Below are 16,831 nucleotides of genomic sequence, written 5' to 3' on the forward strand. Positions count from 1 at the left end.
ACGCCGATGATAGTGCGGATTCCCGTGTGAAAGTAGGTAATCGTCAGGCTCCCTAAGCCAAGAACCCCTGCCCAAAAGGCGGGGGTTTTTGCATTGGCGCAGCGGAAATGTACGCGGAGTATTCGGCGTGGCTGCATGTCGTGCTGCGCGCACTGACGCTTGGGATGACGTTGGATGCGGAGAGGACGGAACGCAACTTTTCATCTGTTGTGACGATTGTTGACGTTACTTGCAGCGCCGCCGCGGACCATTTGCGTCGAGGCGTGCGTCGAAGTGCTTCGCGCCGAGCCATCACCAGACAGTAGAGCGGCGCAAAGGGGCCAGCGCTGCGTATTCCAGATCTTTCTCTTCTTGCGCAGCTGCACCATAGGGCTGCTCTCGCCAGTTCAGCGCGCTGTAGTCGGGCGTGATGATGACCCTTCGGGAATCAAAGTTGAACCGAAGATAGATGCGATCACCCGGCTTGAATCCGAACATCTCGAAATGCGCGTCGATAGCGCGCATCCATGGCATGTACGGTTGGCCGTCTTGGGGAAGGTCAGGCTTGTTGCCGAGGGGTAGCTCAACCGTTGGATACTGTTTGAGCTTCTTGGGACGTGACTTACTATAGGCATTAGCCATCTTCCGACTCCTGCGTTGAGTTGGTTGTGGTCAGCGGGTCGTATGGGTGGCAGCCCATGCGGCCCGCGCTTCTACTGCTTTGCTCTCTTCAGTCTTTCATTGGATTCGTGTTTCCGAGAGAAACGATCTTTCCAACTGCTGGCGCGACGGGCCCGTCGACAGACATTCGATGCTTGAGAAGCAGGGCCTCAAGTACCGATTTGGCGACGAGCTTGTCGTCGGGGCTGAGCGCACGCAGGCCCTCAAAAATCCGGCGAAAGTCCTCGTCCAATCGAAACTCGCTCGAATCAAACAACAACGAATCGGTGCTTACACACAGAGCAATTGCGACGCGTTTCATCACGTCGAGATTCGGACGAGTCAGCCCGGCTTCATATCGATTGATCTGCACCATGTGAACCTTTGCACGATCGGCGAGTTGCTGTTGGGTGAACCCTCTCTGCTTGCGGAAGGTTGCGAGTCGATCCGAAAAAGCCATAGATGTAGTGGAGCAGATGAAGAGGTGCAGGGTGGATACGTCATTCAGTGCGTATGGCCAGTTTAGTGCCTGCCGCGTCTCATAAATCACCGTGACGTGCGGATTAGCCGATTGGTAGATGTGACGAGTTGATTTGCGCCGGCTGTAGATAGGGTTTCGTACCTGTCCAATAGTTTTGTGATGACCTGCATGATATGACTTCGCATACCTAATAAAATAAGGCGAAGAAGAATGAAGCGGTTCTATCTCAAGAAAGGAGACCAGTCGTCGAGCGGTGGTGTTGTTTTGGAAGGCATGGACCTCTTCCTGCATCACGGCACGCCAGTGACATTTCTGGGGGCCGGTGTTTCCTGTCCGGCGTGTAACTCGATAGGCGCCATCGTTGCTGACGGGCCGAGGTGGCCCCATTTGATAATGAACAAGCAGGCCGCGTTGGATGGCGATCGGTGTGCTTGTCGTTGTCATCCCAGTCCCGTGATGCTGGCTTCGCAAGATACGGCCTTTCAGGAGTTCACAGCAAGAGAGCTTGCCCAGATGGGTTTGTCTCCTGCAGGAAATCCGCTCCCATCGTGTCGTCGCGAATCGTACGACGAGCAGGTGCGAGTTGTGGATAGTGCTGGAAATCCAATTTCCGGCGTGCCGTATCACATTCGTTCATCAACCGGTGCCACATACAAAGGGCTAACCGATAGCCAGGGTTACTGTCCTCGCGTCTATACGGACAACCCTCAGCAGCTCGACATCGCGGTAGGCATTCAAGCTTTGGAAAGGTGGGAGCAATGAGCGATTACATTTATCGGGCGCCGACAAACGACAGATCGGGATCGCAATACGACGTCCTCGGGCATTTGATGCCCGCGCGCGTGTTCGTGCTGGTGGTGGTAGATGAGCCGGGCAAAGACGGATTTCTCGTTCGGCGCTGCTACACGACCATTCACGATCCATACTTGCAGGCACTTCGCCTGGGGCCGCTCGAGGCCATGCGGGAAGTGCACCCGGAAAAATACGGGTTGTGGCCCAAGGGGCCGGGTTCAAGCGCGAGTATCGCCGAGCACGTGATGGGCTACGACAAGCTAACGAGCTACATCTCCACTAGCAGCGATTTTCCAGGAGGAGCTGATCGCTTCAAGGGCAAGGTACTTTACGTCGACATCGCGCAAGCCAAGCGAGCGGGCGCGAAGCTTGTAACGACGCAGGAGATCCGGCTGGAGTTGGATAGATACGCGGCGGAGTACCCTCACCTGAAAAACAGGATTGCCCGTATCAAGAGCTATGCGGAAGGGCTCGACAAGGAGGTGCTCGTCAAACCGAATCCAATGGTTCCTCCGTCCGGGATTTACACCACGCGCGGGCTGGCTGTCACACTTGGTCTGGTCAAATTCGCGCGCGTGGTTCAAGTCATCGGAATTGGATTCACCGCTTACGATCTTGTCGTTGCCACAAACGAGTCGTTCGAGGCAAAGTCCGTGAAGCCGATTGAGAAAGAGGTGATTCGTCAGATGGGCGGTTGGGGTGGCGCCATTGCTGGCTGGAAGATGGGCGCAGCTGCCGGAGCGCTGGTCGGCATTGAGACGGGACCCGGCGCCGTGATCACGGGACTCGTTGGTGGCCTGGTCTTCGGGTCCATCGGGTACTTCGGAGGCGGGCTTGCTGCTGACGAGATCGTCGGGAAATGACGGGAGTTGATGTGTCGATCTTGAAGAGAATGTTTGGCGACTTCATGGATGGGCGCCAGGGCAGGCGTGCGTCGCGAGAGCTGTTCGAGCAGCAACAGATGGCGATTGAAGAGCTTTTCGAGGCGGATCTGACGTACTTGCGCGAGACGTTTGCTGCAACGCCGGAGACACTTCAATCGGAGTCGTTTCCGAACTATCCCGGGGCGGTATGGATGGGGAACCTTGGCGTCAAAGCGTTCTGCGTGATGCAGGATGTCGAAGTTCAACAGTTCCCGGTCTACGTCAATCTTGTGGTCGCGGGCAGGGAGCGAGTGGGGCCACGCCAGTTCGTGCGAGACGGGTCGATTCACGCATTCTTTTCCGGTGTCGATCGCTACTCCGGGAAGCAGGTCAATTTGCTGACGAATGATGTCGAGCTTGTCCGCTCAGTTTCGGCAACTGGATTCAATCCGCCACCGCCATGGCTTGCATGGTACGAACTCGGGTCGTTGATATGCAACCTGCAGGGCGATGCGCAGTATTGGTATGAGAATGTGTGGGATCGGTATTGGGAGAGTCTGAGTTTGGCCGAACAGGAGGCTTTTATCGATAGGCGGCGATCATCAGCTCGCGCTTATCTGAGCGAAGAGGAATGGGCAGAATGGCTCGATTCGATTCGAACGAGGGACGCTCGTTATCGAGAGCGGTTGAGGGATGAGTAGCTGAAGGCTGGTGCTGACGAGGCCGGCTGCTAGTGCGTGCGGCCGCACCTATCCGTCATTTTGTGGGTGGGGCATATCATGAGAGGTAAAAGTCATGGATATGCCGATGAAGAAGAAGCGAAGAACGGTAACATCCTAGGCAGCGGCCCTCGGGCCGCTGCCTGAACTGCCCAAGGAACTGCTGGACCAGTTGGTCAGGGGGCCGATGACGCCGGCCGAGGTACAGGACCTGATCCGCTTGCAGCCTTGGTGGCCGCGCCAGAAACAGCCGTTTACGAAGATCGTCCAGCCTTCACATCGATTGACCAAGTCTGAACTGCTAGGCAACCCTGCACAATTGCAACGATATCGTAGACTTCAGGACCAAAGCAGCTTGCGGAGTTTGACTTCAGGCTTGGTATGGCGACGACGTACCTTTTCATCCGCTCCGACATGATTTGATCGGTTGGTACTTGCATACGCGCCATGCGATTTCCATTAGGCCATTTCTACGCTTTCCACCGCCGGTTTCTTGGGCGCCTTCAGCGTAGCTATGATCGTGAAAGCCTCCATCTTCTTGAGGTGGGCAGCAATTGCCTCCTTAAATCCGGGCTTGAATCGAAGCGTGCTTTCGCAGATGCGTTTGTAGAAACCGGCAGTGGCTCGAAGCGAGAGGGGGGCGCCAGAGTGATTGAGAAAGCGCGCCAATGGTTGGCGGTCCTCGTTCACAGGCCAAGTCCCGATCGGAACTTCATATCGTACCTTTCCATCGAACCAAGCGGCGGCAGGCCAAGACTTGCCCTCCACCAACGGTGTTCCCGGCTCCCCTTCGTAAGGGCGCTGAGTCGCAAGCTGTTCGCCCAGCCACGTCGACACGGCGACGTTCACGGCGTTACCTATGAGCATCCACCGGCGACGCTTGTTGAACACGTGTCCGTTTTCATCGACGACACCCTCAAAATCGGTCCAACCGTCAGGGAAGCCTTGGAGTCGTTCGGCGTCGTTGGCGGACGGAGTGATGACTGACAAGTCAGGCAGCAGAATCGCCGGTGGAGAGGGTATGCCCATCGCAGAGCCCCCCTTCATTGTTGGAATGCAGTCTTCACCCCATCCGAGCCCCCTGGTGCCTTCGGTCCAGTAGAAACCGTGTGCGGATTCCGTCAGACTCTTTTCACCCTCAACTGGGGCGTGGTTCCCATGGAAGAGTACTCGGCGCGGATCGCCCTCCAACGTTGCGAACACGAAGATACGGTTTCGGCGCTGCGGAAGACCAAACGCAAGCGCGTCGATCGTCCGGTATGCCCATCGATAACCAAGGCCCTCCAGAGCGGAGAGAACCTCCGCCATGTACTCACCTTTGTGCAGGTGCCGCCAGTTGGGGACGTTTTCGATTAAGACGTTTGCGAAGGGGCGGCGACGAAGCAGTTCAATCGTCTCGCGAATCAAGCTCGACCGTCCGCCAGCGAATCCCCGAGTCCGTCCGGCCTGTGAGAGGTCGGTACAAGGGAAGCCCGCAGTCAAGAGGTTCGACGCGGGAGAGATCTTGGCCAGTACCTCGTCCGTTTGCTTGATGTCTGAAACGATTGGCACGCCTGCAAACTGGTGCTGGAGCACCGTCGTTGCTTCGGGGTCGCACTCGCAGAAAAGCGAGGTCCGGTGCCCGCTCCGGTGGAGTCCGAGTTCCAAGCCACCAATACCCCCAAAAATGGCAGTGATTTCTAGCGATTTGGGCATGCATACTCCAGCGGGTTCAAGCAAACGTTGAATCGTAGCATGGACGTCAAGAAAACTCGAGCCCACCCAATGGCCATCAAGGTCTCTCAAAAAAGGGCCAGTTTTCGTGCCGAGCGACACTTCGGCGAACCGCCCTGCTTCTTTGCAGGTACGAGGGGTCTCAGTTGGGGTGTCGGATATCACTAGAACAATCGACGACAACCTTGAGCGGTTTAGTGGAGTTTTTTGTAGTCCGCCGCTCGTCGGCTAGGGCATGGTCTGCCAACTTCCGTGACATCGCCCAATCTACCGATACATTTTGAGTGATCAAATGATGTGTGTTTGGTGACGTATAGGTATGGTGAGCGGCAGAAGATTCGAATGAAAGGAGGTCCTTCAAGCTAAGTGAGCTACACTTACGCCTTCATAGTTACGTGGTTTGCATATAACAATGTACTGTCCTGATATCTTGGCAAGAACTCTTTCCATTCCCACGTTTGGCTCAGGAAAAGGTTTCGCCTACGGGAACAGTTGGCAATACCATTCGCGGTCGGACAGGCACTCCAAAGTGGCCTGCTGGGGTGCTATGCTCGACTTGTTGCTGGCGTGTCCGTTGCTCCGCAAGCACGTTCGCGAGGGCAAGGTTGGGTTGGGTATCAATCATGAGATGAGCGACTATCGAAACCATAAGAAGAAGAATTTGGACCTCGTGCTCTGTCGATACACGACCCAAGGATCGGCGGGGAGCTCCAAGAGCGGCAAAAAAGCTGCCGTAAATTTCGCCGAACTTGTTGGTAGCTATGACATCAGGTTGGCCCCTGCAGAGAGGGATGCATTGGCGGAGCTTCCGACGCTGCCGATCGCCAATGTCTCATCTGTTCTTCTCGCAATCGAGGCAAAAGCAGCAATGACTGCCTTTTCGAAGGCGAGACCCCGGCTCAAGGACGAACTGACTTCCAGCTTTCAGACGATACACGGCGACAGCGCACATGCCATTGCTGCTGGGTTGGTAATGATCAACACCTCGGACGAGTTCATTTCGCCGGATATTAACAAGTTTGATCTTTCAGCAAGAACTCCCGAAATCTCGCATCATGTTCAGCCGAAGAATGCCCTGCTGGTATTGGAGGGGTTGAGGGAGTTGCAGCGGCGATCCACCACAAACGATACGGGCTTCGATGGCATTGGTGCTATTTTGATTGATTGCCGCAACGATGGCCGAACTCCGGTTTCTGTATCGCCCACGAGCAACACCATACTGCCTGACACGGACGACTATCATTACACCCGCTTCATCGGGCGCTTAGCGACGCTCTACTCGATGAGGTTCAATGGCCTGTGATGGCCTTCTGAGGGTAAATTTCGCCGGCCTCCGCCATTCCAGATATGTGAGCGGTGCCGTTCAAAGCAAGAGTCGGGCAGCGCATCTCGGGCTTTACTGAGGCATTTACGAGTGTCATATTCGCTTAGCCGGGTGCACACGCCCGGTGACCCGCTCCCCTTGTTTAGTACGGGATCTGCACCTGTACAGTTCGCCCGGGCGAGTGATGTGAAGCAGCAATTTTTAACCTTGGACTCTAATAACAGTCCAGATTAAATTTATCAACCACGCTGCACATATTGCCGTGAGAAGTCGCCCTATTCCACCGTACGCCCTATTTGAACTAGAAGGTTTCTTGCGAGCTCTGCCGGACTCTTTCGAAAAGAGCCGCGGCCAAAACCGTCGTGGCCTAGTTCGCGCATTGCTACGTCAGCGAGAAGCATGCACCAGCGCCGAATCTCGGCTGCCAACTCGACGAGGTCTTTTCGTTGCAGGCAGCAGTCGGTTAGCTGGCCATGGAAGATTTTGTTTCGTACAGCGATCGCGTCCAAAATCACTGGTCTTAGCATTGCGTATTGGCATCCCATCATCTGTTCAATGGGCTTCGGGTAGAGCGTGTTGATCCGCCCACGGTCGACCAGAGGCGGCCGAAGTTTCGCGATGGGCATTTGACCGAGACCGGTCATGAGCGGATTTTCAACCATTACAATTCACTACACCTCTTTGCCTCTCGGGTGCGTGCCGTCTGTTTAAGCGGACAGCTATGTAAAAAAGTGTTACTTTTAGTGTACGGGGCTCGGTTGTGCTTGTTGCAACAGGTGCTGACGACGCCTTGGGTGTCCCGATGCCGGGCACTGCTGCGCTTCTGAGCCTTCGCTCGTGCCTGCAGGTCTGCCTTCGGCCTACTGCTTGGCCAAATGAACTCGCACAACAAAGAAAATCTGGAAGAAGATTTCGACATCGTCGAACCTGCGGCTTCGAATCTCGTCGAGGCGCTCCGTGACATCGGCTATTCGCTCAAGTCGGCTGCTGCTGACATTATCGACAACTCCATATCCGCTTCGGCCCGCCACATCAACATCCGGTTCGGGTGGGGCGATAACCATCAACCGTGGATTGCCATCATCGATGATGGCAAGGGCATGAGTGAAACCGAACTGGTCGAAGCCATGCGCCCTGGCGGAAAGGATCCACTCGGCAAGCGGAGGGCCGACGACCTCGGGCGATTCGGCCTCGGCCTGAAGACCGCTTCCTTTTCGCAGTGCCGGGAGCTGACCGTCATTAGCCGCCAAGACGGTCCTCTTGCGTGCCGGCAGTGGAATCTGGATTTGGTCAGGAAGTGCAACCACTGGGTATTGCGCCGTCCGGGGGCATCAGAGATTGCGGGGTTTCCGGTCGATATCGCCGAACTCGGCTCCTCGGGTACGATCGTGCTCTGGCGTCAGCTCGACCGTCTGGATTTGGGTACGGACCCAAAGCATCACCACCAAGTGATGAACGAGCGCATCGCGACCATCTGCGACCACGTGGCCCTCGTTTTCCACCGGTTCATTACCGGCGAGCCGGGCAAGCCGAAGATCGCCTTCCGTGTTAACGGCTCGGCCATTGAAGGCTACGATCCGTTCAATTCCCGGCACCCGGCCACCATGCATCTCGGAGAAGAGGTGCTGGAAATCGAAGGCAAGACTGTGACGCTGTGTCCGTACATCCTGCCGCACCACAGCAAGGTCAGTGCATCCGAATACAAGGCGCTGGGCGGCAAGGAAGGTTATCTCCGCGGCCAAGGCTTCTACATCTACCGCAACCGCCGTCTCATCATCCACGGCACCTGGTTCCGCATGGCACGGCAGGACGAGATTACGAAACTGGCACGGGTCCAGGTCGACATTCCGAATACGCTGGACCATCTCTGGACGATAGACGTTCGCAAGTCACGGGCCCAGCCGCCCGAAGCGGTCCGTCGGCGCCTGCGTGGCATTCTGGACCGCATCCGGGACAGCGCGAAGCGGCCCTACACGCACCGGGGTACGGCAGCGCTCAATTCAGCCAGACAGTCCGTCTGGCTCCGGAGGCACCACAACGAGCGTATCTCCTATGCGCCGAACCTTGAGCACCCACTGGTCGACGAGTTCCGCTCGGATCTGCCAACGACGATGCGACCTCGCTTTGACGGGATCATGGCAGTCATCGGCGCAACCCTGCCCTTCGCAACCCTGTTTAACGACATGGCTTCTCGCCCCAATGAGACCGATACGTCAAGCGAGACCACGGAGGCGCTAGAGGCCCTTGCAGAGCTGCTGTACGGCGAAGGCGGGACCGCTCCGGCAGAGATCGAAAGGGTCATGAAGATTACCGAGCCTTTCTGCTCGGCGCCCGAATTCGTTGCCCAGTACATTAAACGTCTTCACGCAAAGGAGAGCTGAGAGTGAGTCCACAGGAGTTCGAGAACCAGGTTAGAAGCAACCTGAACAATCGCACGTCGGTGACACCGGACCTGATTCGCAGCGTGGTCCGGCTCACCCTGCAGATTCAGGGGGACGACGCTCCCCAGTTCGAAAGCGAGGGCTTGTTCGTCGAGCAGATAGCGCGTTCCATCGAGGAAAAGCTCGACCTGTCGATGCCGGATGCTTCCGTGGTGAAGCTGCCATTCAAGGAGTGGCTTCCAGAGCGTCGCGCCGACACTGACCTGTTCTACTGGAACCGCTATCGTGACTGGCTTCTGCAGTCCGGATTTGCCAAGGAGGTGGTCGGCACCATCGGCCGCGATACCGACAAGATCGTAGGTCTGCTCGAAAATCCCGAGAAGAGCGGGCCTTGGAAGAGGCGCGGCCTCGTCGTAGGCCATGTACAGTCCGGGAAGACTGCCAACTACAACGGCGTCGTTTGCAAGAGTGCAGATTACGGCTACAAGGTCATCATTCTTCTCGCCGGCGTGCACAATAACCTGCGTAGCCAGACCCAGCAGCGGGTGGAGGAAGCCTTCATTGGCGTCGACACCGACAAGAAAGACCGAAATCTGCCGCTCAAGGACATCAAGACTGGTGTTGGCCGCATTTCCGATGTCACCCGCCTGCCGTTCAGTCTGACGTCGCGCGAACACGACTTCCGGAAGGATTCTGCAAAGGCCGCCACGTTTTCACTCAAGGCGATCAGCGAGCCGGTTGTATTCGTCGTCAAGAAGCAGGCCACCGTCCTGCAGAATCTTCACGAGTGGTTTCTTAGCCTGAATGACATCAAGGGCGGGAAGATTCAGGACATTCCGATGCTGCTCATCGACGACGAGGCCGACAACGCGTCGGTGAACGTGGCCAAGGGCGAGGGCGATCCGACGAAGATTAATGGGTTGATTCGGAAGCTGCTCGCGCTGTTCGAGCAGAACAGTTATGTCGGCTATACGGCGACGCCGTTCGCCAACATCTTCATCGACCCTGATTCCAGTCATGCGATGCTGGAAGATGACCTCTTTCCCAAGGACTTCATCGTCAACCTGGATGCGCCGGACAACTACGTCAGTGCTGCCCGCATCTTTGGTGAGAACGGCGACCTCGCACATCTGGTCGAGTCGGTCTCCGACCATGTCGCGTGCTTTCCGGAGCGGCACAAGATTGAACAAAAGGTCGAGACACTCCCTTCCAGTTTGCTTGAAGCGGTGCGCCGCTTCGTGCTGGGCCGTGCAGTACGCATTCTTCGCGGGCGAGGACAGGACCATTCGTCGATGCTGGTGAATGTCTCGAGGTTCAATTCGGTGCAGCGACAGGTCACAGCGCTGCTCACGAATTATCTCGAAGAAGTGCTGAATGCGGTCAAGCTCCATGCGTCGCTGCCCGACGAGATGGCCCTGCGCGACCCCACCATGCACGCATTAAAGGAAACATGGGACCGGTACCCATCGTCCCAAGGCGAGACTTGGGAAAAAGTCAAGCACGTGCTCGCAAACGGCGCTGGCGCGGTTGTGGTTAGGACGATCAACAACTCATCTCCCGATCGTCTCGATTACCGAAACTACCGTGAAAATGGCCTGCATGTGGTTGCAGTTGGTGGCCTTAGCCTCTCCCGTGGCTTCACCCTCGAAGGATTGACCACGAGCTATTTCATCCGCAACTCCATCATGTACGACACGCTGCTGCAGATGGGCCGTTGGTTCGGCTACCGGGACGGCTACCTCGACCTATGCAGCATCTACATGACCGACGAAGCGGTCGGCTGGTATTCGCACATCTCGATGGCAATCGACGAGCTCAGGGCCGAGTTCAGATTGATGGAACAGCAGGGACGCAAGCCGGAAGAATTCGGTTTGAAAGTCAGAACCCATCCAGATTCCCTCATCGTCACGGCGCGCAACAAGATGCGAACCGGGCGCAAAGTCGTCCATTCCGTTTCGCTGGCCGGGCGACTGGTCGAAACGGTCTTCCTGAAGTCGGCGCCGTCAGCGATTGATGGCAACTTCAGAAAGTTGGGGGCATTTGTCGAAGCGCTGGAGGCCGAGAAGGCGGCGCAATACGACGTTAAATCGGACCTTGGGTACCTATGGTCTCAGATCAAGGCAGATGATGTTTGCCAGTTCCTGCAGTCCTTCGAAAACCATGACGATGCAAGCGCCATCACCCAGTCCCGTCCCATTATCGAGTTCATCAAGGCTGACCCGGAAAATCTCGGTGAGTGGGACGTCTGCCTGTACACGCTGAGGAAAGGCGAGAAGGAGCCGGTGGGTCCCTTACACGTCGTGCCGCAGGAACGTGCATGTGCGGTCAAGGGCGGCTGCTACCAGATTGGCGGCGCCAAGATGAGAGTCGCTTCCCGTGGCGCAGAACGAGTCGGACTGACGCCGGACCAGATCGATGCAGTCGCGGAAAAAGCCGGAAACGCAAATGTGCCGGACGCTGCCTATCGGAGCCGACGGACAAGGCCGCTCCTTATGCTGCATGTCCTCAATCTGTTCCGCCAAGGCGACGAGAATAAGGCTTCCTTGGCGAAATTGGTTTGTGCTTGGGGCATCAGCTTCCCGGGAAGCAAGGAAAAGGGGCGCGGAGCGGAAGTGGAATACATGGTGAATACCGTCTGGTGGCAAGAGCAGTATCAGGAACAGATTGAAGACGAGGACGACGAGGTCGCTGATGCTGTCGGCAACTAACCCGTGGTCCGGTATCGAAGCGGCGCCCAAGCTCGGGGAGCTCCGTGCACGCCGTGCCGATGCCACGCATCCGTACGACTTCTTCTGGGCGCTTGATGCAAAGGGACGCAAGTTGTTTTTGTACCGCGGGGCAGAACTGGATACCGATTGCCCGACACCCAATCTGAAGGGCGTTGCGGTGGAGCAGACTTCCGACCGGCTGATATTGCGGCTGATGGACGCTAGCACGGAAGATATCTTCACTGCGCTCTGTCACAGTTTGCTTGAGCGTACAAGACGCGTTCCGTCGGCCACACTGGTACAGGGTGCCGTGCTGTCCCACGTGGATAAGTGGCAACGTTTCTTCGGCAAGTCGAATGCCGGACTTCTTGGCGACCAAGAGCTGCGCGGACTCTTCGGCGAACTCTCCTTTCTCCAGTCGGAGCTCATTGCGCGGTTCGGGCACTCGGCAGTGCTGTTCTGGAACGGGCCGTCCGGAGCTCCTCAGGACTTCACTGTAGGTACGGCCGCGTTCGAAGTGAAGACAAGGCTGGTAGGCGGACCGGCTGCAGTCACTGTATCGTCGGCACCGCAGCTGTGGCCATTGGGGGGGGCGTTGCATCTCGTGTGCTATGGGATAGGCGACGCTGCCGCCCAAGGAGATGCTGCACGATCGCCAGCGGCCCTCGTCGATGACATTCGGGCTTGCCTAACCAACGCTGAAGCACGCGACGCATTTGAGGACCGCCTGCTTCAGGCGGGTTACGTGGACCGCCCCGAATATGCAAATCGATTCTTTGCCATTTCTCCGGCGAGGTTCTTTGAAGTGAGGGAGGGATTCCCTCGTATAGTTGCCGAGCAGGTTCCGGTTGGGGTGCGAAGCGTGCAGTATGTCCTCGAGCTGCAAGCCTGTCTGCCATTTGAGAGCGAGCCTGATTGGATAACCATGGGAGCAAGCAGTGGATCTTGACGCGTTTCGCGAAGAACTGGCCCAAGACGTCCTCGTCCGCGCCGATACGTCCGAAAATTTCACCGACGACGCGTTTGCCGAGGTCGTAGCCGAGTACCTTGCGGAGGCCGGTTCCATCGAGGACTTCATGCCATGCAAGTACATCCATCGCGGCGTGCGCGTTGACGGGTACTCACTCAACTGGGAAGACGGTCTGCTTGAGCTCTACGTTGTCGACTGCCGACCCGGCAACAAAGTCGAGCGGATGACGAAAGCGGAAATGACCCAAGGCTTCAAACGCGCCGAGACGTTCTTCGAAAAGGCTTGCACGGCGTCATTCGTCGAACAGATGGAAGCCGCGCACCCGGCGTACGGTCTTGCCAGGACAATACTTGAGCAGGGTGACCAGATTCAGCGCGTCAGGTTCTATCTCCTGACAAATGCGCAACTGACTGGAAGTGTGAAGGAGCTTCCTTCCCGCCAGGAGAGTAGCCGGGAATGGTCGTACCGCATTTGGGACTTGGAACGGCTCGCACGCACAATTGGCACTGGGAAGCCGGAAGAAATCGTCGTCGATTTCGAAGAGCGTTTTGGACAGGCGCTGGTCTGCCTTCCTGCCGACGACGGCAACGGCGAAGTGCGGTGCTTCCTTGCGGTGATTCCGGCAGATTGGCTGGCACGCATCTACGACGACTACGGAAGTCGACTGCTTGAGCAGAACGTGCGAACCTTTCTGCAAGCACGCGGCAAGGTCAATAAGGGAATTCGAAAGACCATACTCGACGAGCCGACACGCTTTTTTCCCTACAATAACGGCATCTCGGCTACTGCGGAAGAAGTGTCTGAGGAGCGGCATGGCGGCGTGACCTATCTGCAAAAGGTGAAAAACCTACAGATCGTCAACGGTGGGCAGACCACCGCCTCAATCTTCAATGCATTCAAGAAGGACAAGGGAGCACCGATCGAGCAGGTCAGCGTGCAGATGAAGCTGTCCGTTGTACCCCCCGATATCGCATCGGAGCTGGTGCCCAAGATTTCCCGGTTCGCCAACAGCCAGAACCGGATAAGCGACTCGGACTTTTTCTCCAATCACCCTTTCCATGTCGTCATCGAGAACCTTTCCCGTCGCCTTTCTGCGCCGGCGAAGGACGGTTCCCAGATACTCACCCACTGGTTCTACGAGCGCGCGAAAGGCCAATATGTCAATGCCGTCTCATACTTATCGGAGGCGAAGAAGCGCGAATTCCTGACTAGGAACCCCAAGAGCCAGGTCATCGACAAGACCGACCTTGCAAAGTGCGTGCAGACATTCCGCTGTCTGCCGCACGACGTCAGCTTGGGCGGGCAAAAGAACTTCGCCAAGTTCGCCGAGTACATTGGAGCGGCTTGGGAACATAGCCAGCATGACTTCAACGAACTCTGGTTCAAGCGTGCTGTGGCGGAAGCCATCATATTCAGGCGAGCAGAGTCACTGGTGCTGCGGGCTTCGTGGTATGCGCAAGGCTATCGCGCCCAGACCGTCACGTATGGAATCGCAATGCTCGTTCGGAAGGTGCAGGAGATGAAGCTGGAGCTGGACCTACAGCGCATCTGGCGTGAGCAAGGGCTCAACGAAGCGTTCGAGGACCAGCTCTTGGAGTCTTGCCGGCTGGCACAGCAAGAAATCATCGGCGGAGCGGCAAGAAACAACGTCATCAACGTTACGGAATGGTGCAAGCGGAAAGCGTGCTGGGATGCGGCGCAGGAGGTGCGGTTTTCTCTGTCCAGCGCGTTCGTGCAGCAGCTCAAGGAGCGTGGCGGTGAACTCGCAGACACGAAGGACGCGAGATTGGAGCAGAAAGGCCTTAGCGAGGCTGAAGCCTACATCAGCGTGGTGAACGCCGGTTCGGGTTACTGGAAAAACGTCCGCCGCTGGGCCGGGGAAAGCGTCGATCTGAGGCCGTCTGATCTGACGATTCTGGATATCGCCTGCGCCATGCCGAGAAAGATACCCACAGAAAAGCAGGCTCTCAGGCTTGTCGAGATCCGCAGCATCTTTGATGGCGCCAACTGATAGCAACGCAGCGCAAGTCGGAGCCAATCAGTCCGATTGGCAGGAGCTCTTCTACGCCGCCGACTTCACGCATTGTTTGTTAATTGCGGCGACAATCGCGTCTGCAATCTTCTTTGCCAAAAGAGGCGGGACCGCATTCCCCACTTGGTGGTACTGCTGCGTCCGATTCCCCTGAAAGAAGTAGTCATCCGGGAAGGTCTGCAGCCGTGCCGCTTCCCGTACCGTCAGACTGCGGCACTGCTTGGGGTCGTAGTGGATGAAGTAGTGACCATCCTTTGCAATGTGGCTGGTCACGGTCGTCGCTGAGCCGCTTGCGATTTGGACGCGGAAGCGGTCCGCAAACTTGCCGGTCTCCCAGTTTTCATGGTTCGGTTTCAATCCCGGCAAGCTGAACTGCTCATGGCCCTTCGGTGAGTAATCATACTTCTCCGCAAACGCGGCGGCATAGACGTACCGAAGAAGGTCCTCTCGCATGTGGCCTCGAGCCTCGTGATTCAGCCAGACCTTGAGCTGCTTACTGGCACCGTACCATTTCTGAAGTTCAGGAACCGTGCATGATGCGCTCGTGTACTTGCCCGTCCTCAGTCCTCCGGTCGAAAGTTCCGCGATTAATGAACGTCCATGCTGGCCAAGCTCCCTTGACAGCGGACGCAGCTGGCCGTCCTTGGCGGCCTCTTTCGCCAAGTGCTTGAGATGGTCCGAGAGGAGCGCCAACCAAGTCTCGTCATCGTCCTGTCCCTTGCTTATTCGGCTGCGAAGTTTCGGCAGCATCTCGATCGCTTGGGAGACGGTCGATCGTCTTGACTTCGGTACTTGGTCAAGGGGGCGGGGCCACACGTCAAGGTCGTCCCGGACGCCAACAAGGATCACGCGGTGCCGGGCCTGCGGAATACCATGTTCTTCGGCACGGACAATGAAATCGCGGGCGTCGATCTCGTCCGGATTCATGTTACGGCTGTAATGGGTATCGCTTGACAGGGAGTGGATGCGATAGCCAACGCGCGCCAAGTCGCTCAGAATGCTGTGAAATATCTTCTGTCCGTTTACGGACGACGAAAGGATGCCTTTCACGTTTTCCATCACAAATACCGATGGACGGTAACGCTGGATGATGCGCAGGTATTCGCGGTAAAGGAAGTGGCGGTGATCATTTTCTGGCCGGTAATCTTTCTTGCCTCGATTGCGCGCCCGCCCGACCAGCGAATAGGCCTGACAGGGCGGGCCACCAATCAGCACCCAGAAGACGTCCGGTCCGATACCGCTATGCCGGATGTTTTCGTCCAGAATTCTGTTGTCCTTCGACTCGCCGAGCGTGAGCTGCAGCGCTTCTCTGCCTGCCTCTTCCCACGCATCGAGAGTGGCTACATCGTATGGCACTTCGGCGTCACCGTTGCAAAAGCGGTAATATGGAGCGAGCGCGCTTTCGCCTCTCCTCTTCAAGATCCGGTAGAACGCACGCAGCCGCAGCGTCGCGTGGGCGGATTGCTCCATTTCGGCGGATACGGCAATGCGAAACGGTTGCCCCTCGGCGGAAGAAAATCCCTCCCCTAGGCCTCCGGGACCTGCGAACAGGTCGACGATTGGAATGTGGCTGATGAGGCTCATTTCTTTCTGGGTTAGTTTCTTCGCCAGCCAGGATACCAGGATATGGATGTCGTCGACAAGGCCACGCGTTCCCGGATGATGGCAGGAATCCCATCCAAGGATACGAAGCCGGAGATGACCGTGCGTCGATTCTTGCACCGGCGCGGATTCAGGTACACGCTGCACGACAAGAAACTGCCTGGGAGGCCGGATCTTGCACTGCCGAAGTACCGGACTGCCATCTTCGTCCACGGCTGTTTCTGGCATCGCCATCCAGGATGCAGGTACACAACCACCCCGCGGTCTAACGAACAGAGCTGGCAAACGAAGTTCGAGGCGAACGTGTCTCGGGACACGAAGAATCTCGAAGCGTTACGAGCTGCTGGCTGGTCGGTAATTATAATTTGGGAATGCGGGCTACGGGGGGCGAATGCGATGGCCCACCTTGAGTGGTTGCCTGACATCATCTCAAGAATGCCGGACGTGGTTTATGAATGGCCGGCTTGATTGCTCAGATTCTCGCGGTGGTGCCCCCACATACCCTCGGATTCAGACGGGCACCGTTGGACAACATCGGAATAAAGAAACCCGTGAAGCCTTGTGCAATCACGGGTTTCAGGATTTCCGAGGATGCCCTCGGATAGGT

General features: G+C 56.9%; 13 protein-coding genes and 2 pseudogenes. 10 read left to right on the top strand and 5 right to left on the bottom strand.

The window, feature by feature from the left end; all coding sequences use genetic code 11:
- Nucleotides 1-291: 291 nt before the first annotated feature.
- Together ABIC51_RS39890 and ABIC51_RS39895 are read right to left on the bottom strand one after the other, a co-directional pair.
- Complete coding sequence (locus ABIC51_RS39890) at nt 292-621, bottom strand: hypothetical protein (RefSeq protein ID WP_354007080.1); 330 nt, start codon at nt 619-621, stop codon at nt 292-294.
- A gap of 88 nt (nt 622-709) precedes the next feature.
- Nucleotides 710-1,507: a helix-turn-helix domain-containing protein gene (locus ABIC51_RS39895; RefSeq protein ID WP_354007081.1), complete on the bottom strand. Its 798-nt coding sequence runs from the start codon at nt 1,505-1,507 to the stop codon at nt 710-712.
- On the opposite strand from ABIC51_RS39895, the gene ABIC51_RS39900 reads away from it, so the two are divergent.
- The 4 genes and pseudogenes from ABIC51_RS39900 to ABIC51_RS39915 form a co-directional block, all read left to right on the top strand.
- Complete coding sequence (locus ABIC51_RS39900; RefSeq protein WP_354007082.1) at nt 1,394-1,882, top strand: PAAR domain-containing protein; 489 nt, start codon at nt 1,394-1,396, stop codon at nt 1,880-1,882. The two genes, ABIC51_RS39895 and ABIC51_RS39900, sit on opposite strands and share 114 nt — an antisense overlap.
- Complete coding sequence (locus ABIC51_RS39905) at nt 1,879-2,775, top strand: glycine zipper family protein (RefSeq protein WP_146255035.1); 897 nt, start codon at nt 1,879-1,881, stop codon at nt 2,773-2,775. Before ABIC51_RS39900 ends, ABIC51_RS39905 begins: the two co-directional genes overlap by 4 nt.
- On the top strand, nt 2,772-3,476 hold the full coding sequence (locus tag ABIC51_RS39910) for a hypothetical protein (protein WP_146255034.1): 705 nt from the start codon (nt 2,772-2,774) through the stop codon (nt 3,474-3,476). Before ABIC51_RS39905 ends, ABIC51_RS39910 begins: the two co-directional genes overlap by 4 nt.
- 106 nt (nt 3,477-3,582) lie before the next feature.
- A pseudogene (locus tag ABIC51_RS39915) lies at nt 3,583-3,711 on the top strand (IS256 family transposase); the annotation flags it as partial.
- 23 nt (nt 3,712-3,734) lie between these two features.
- Here the strand turns inward: ABIC51_RS39915 and ABIC51_RS39920 are convergent.
- Nucleotides 3,735-3,818, bottom strand: a pseudogene (locus ABIC51_RS39920) (hypothetical protein); the annotation flags it as partial.
- A gap of 135 nt (nt 3,819-3,953) precedes the next feature.
- Complete coding sequence (locus tag ABIC51_RS39925; protein ID WP_146255033.1) at nt 3,954-5,189, bottom strand: DNA cytosine methyltransferase; 1,236 nt, start codon at nt 5,187-5,189, stop codon at nt 3,954-3,956.
- Between the two features lie 565 nt (nt 5,190-5,754).
- On the opposite strand from ABIC51_RS39925, the gene ABIC51_RS39930 reads away from it, so the two are divergent.
- The 5 genes from ABIC51_RS39930 (at nt 5,755) to ABIC51_RS39950 (ending at nt 14,601) form a co-directional block, all read left to right on the top strand.
- Nucleotides 5,755-6,510 (top strand): hypothetical protein, encoded by a 756-nt coding sequence (locus tag ABIC51_RS39930; RefSeq protein ID WP_146255032.1) that lies wholly within the window; start codon nt 5,755-5,757, stop codon nt 6,508-6,510.
- Nucleotides 6,511-7,406: 896 nt separating this feature from the next.
- Nucleotides 7,407-8,912 carry an ATP-binding protein gene (locus tag ABIC51_RS39935; protein ID WP_146255031.1) on the top strand — a complete coding sequence of 502 codons (1,506 nt, stop codon included), beginning with the start codon at nt 7,407-7,409 and terminating at the stop codon, nt 8,910-8,912.
- Nucleotides 8,913-8,914: 2 nt separating this feature from the next.
- Nucleotides 8,915-11,620 carry a Z1 domain-containing protein gene (locus tag ABIC51_RS39940; RefSeq protein ID WP_146255030.1) on the top strand — a complete coding sequence of 902 codons (2,706 nt, stop codon included), beginning with the start codon at nt 8,915-8,917 and terminating at the stop codon, nt 11,618-11,620.
- A complete protein-coding gene (locus ABIC51_RS39945) occupies nt 11,604-12,569 on the top strand; it encodes a PD-(D/E)XK motif protein (RefSeq protein ID WP_354007083.1) in 966 nt (321 codons plus the stop codon). The genes ABIC51_RS39940 and ABIC51_RS39945 overlap by 17 nt, the downstream gene beginning before the upstream one ends.
- Nucleotides 12,559-14,601, top strand: coding sequence for an AIPR family protein (locus tag ABIC51_RS39950; protein ID WP_146255028.1), 2,043 nt, complete (start codon nt 12,559-12,561; stop codon nt 14,599-14,601). The genes ABIC51_RS39945 and ABIC51_RS39950 overlap by 11 nt, the downstream gene beginning before the upstream one ends.
- 51 nt (nt 14,602-14,652) lie before the next feature.
- Here ABIC51_RS39950 and ABIC51_RS39955 read toward each other — a convergent pair whose 3' ends face one another.
- A complete protein-coding gene (locus ABIC51_RS39955; RefSeq protein WP_146255027.1) occupies nt 14,653-16,206 on the bottom strand; it encodes a DNA cytosine methyltransferase in 1,554 nt (517 codons plus the stop codon).
- 78 nt (nt 16,207-16,284) lie between these two features.
- Between ABIC51_RS39955 and ABIC51_RS39960 the strand changes: the two genes are divergently transcribed.
- Complete coding sequence (locus ABIC51_RS39960) at nt 16,285-16,692, top strand: very short patch repair endonuclease (protein ID WP_301827586.1); 408 nt, start codon at nt 16,285-16,287, stop codon at nt 16,690-16,692.
- Nucleotides 16,693-16,831: the final 139 nt, after the last annotated feature.

Origin of the sequence: Burkholderia sp. 572 (genome assembly GCF_040545135.1) — a bacterium.
Lineage (GTDB): Bacteria > Pseudomonadota > Gammaproteobacteria > Burkholderiales > Burkholderiaceae > Burkholderia > Burkholderia cepacia.

Bases quoted from the DNA above. Each gene is read 5' to 3' on its own strand.
- ABIC51_RS39890 (WP_354007080.1), bottom strand. From the start codon at position 621: ATGGCTAATGCCTATAGTAAGTCACGTCCCAAGAAGCTCAAACAGTAT.
- ABIC51_RS39900 (WP_354007082.1), top strand. From the start codon at position 1,394: ATGGACCTCTTCCTGCATCACGGCACGCCAGTGACATTTCTGGGGGCC.
- ABIC51_RS39895 (WP_354007081.1), bottom strand. From the start codon at position 1,507: ATGGGGCCACCTCGGCCCGTCAGCAACGATGGCGCCTATCGAGTTACA.
- ABIC51_RS39905 (WP_146255035.1), top strand. From the start codon at position 1,879: ATGAGCGATTACATTTATCGGGCGCCGACAAACGACAGATCGGGATCG.
- ABIC51_RS39910 (WP_146255034.1), top strand. From the start codon at position 2,772: ATGACGGGAGTTGATGTGTCGATCTTGAAGAGAATGTTTGGCGACTTC.
- ABIC51_RS39925 (WP_146255033.1), bottom strand. From the start codon at position 5,189: ATGCCCAAATCGCTAGAAATCACTGCCATTTTTGGGGGTATTGGTGGC.
- ABIC51_RS39930 (WP_146255032.1), top strand. From the start codon at position 5,755: ATGCTCGACTTGTTGCTGGCGTGTCCGTTGCTCCGCAAGCACGTTCGC.
- ABIC51_RS39935 (WP_146255031.1), top strand. From the start codon at position 7,407: ATGAACTCGCACAACAAAGAAAATCTGGAAGAAGATTTCGACATCGTC.
- ABIC51_RS39945 (WP_354007083.1), top strand. From the start codon at position 11,604: ATGCTGTCGGCAACTAACCCGTGGTCCGGTATCGAAGCGGCGCCCAAG.
- ABIC51_RS39955 (WP_146255027.1), bottom strand. From the start codon at position 16,206: ATGAGCCTCATCAGCCACATTCCAATCGTCGACCTGTTCGCAGGTCCC.
- ABIC51_RS39960 (WP_301827586.1), top strand. From the start codon at position 16,285: ATGGCAGGAATCCCATCCAAGGATACGAAGCCGGAGATGACCGTGCGT.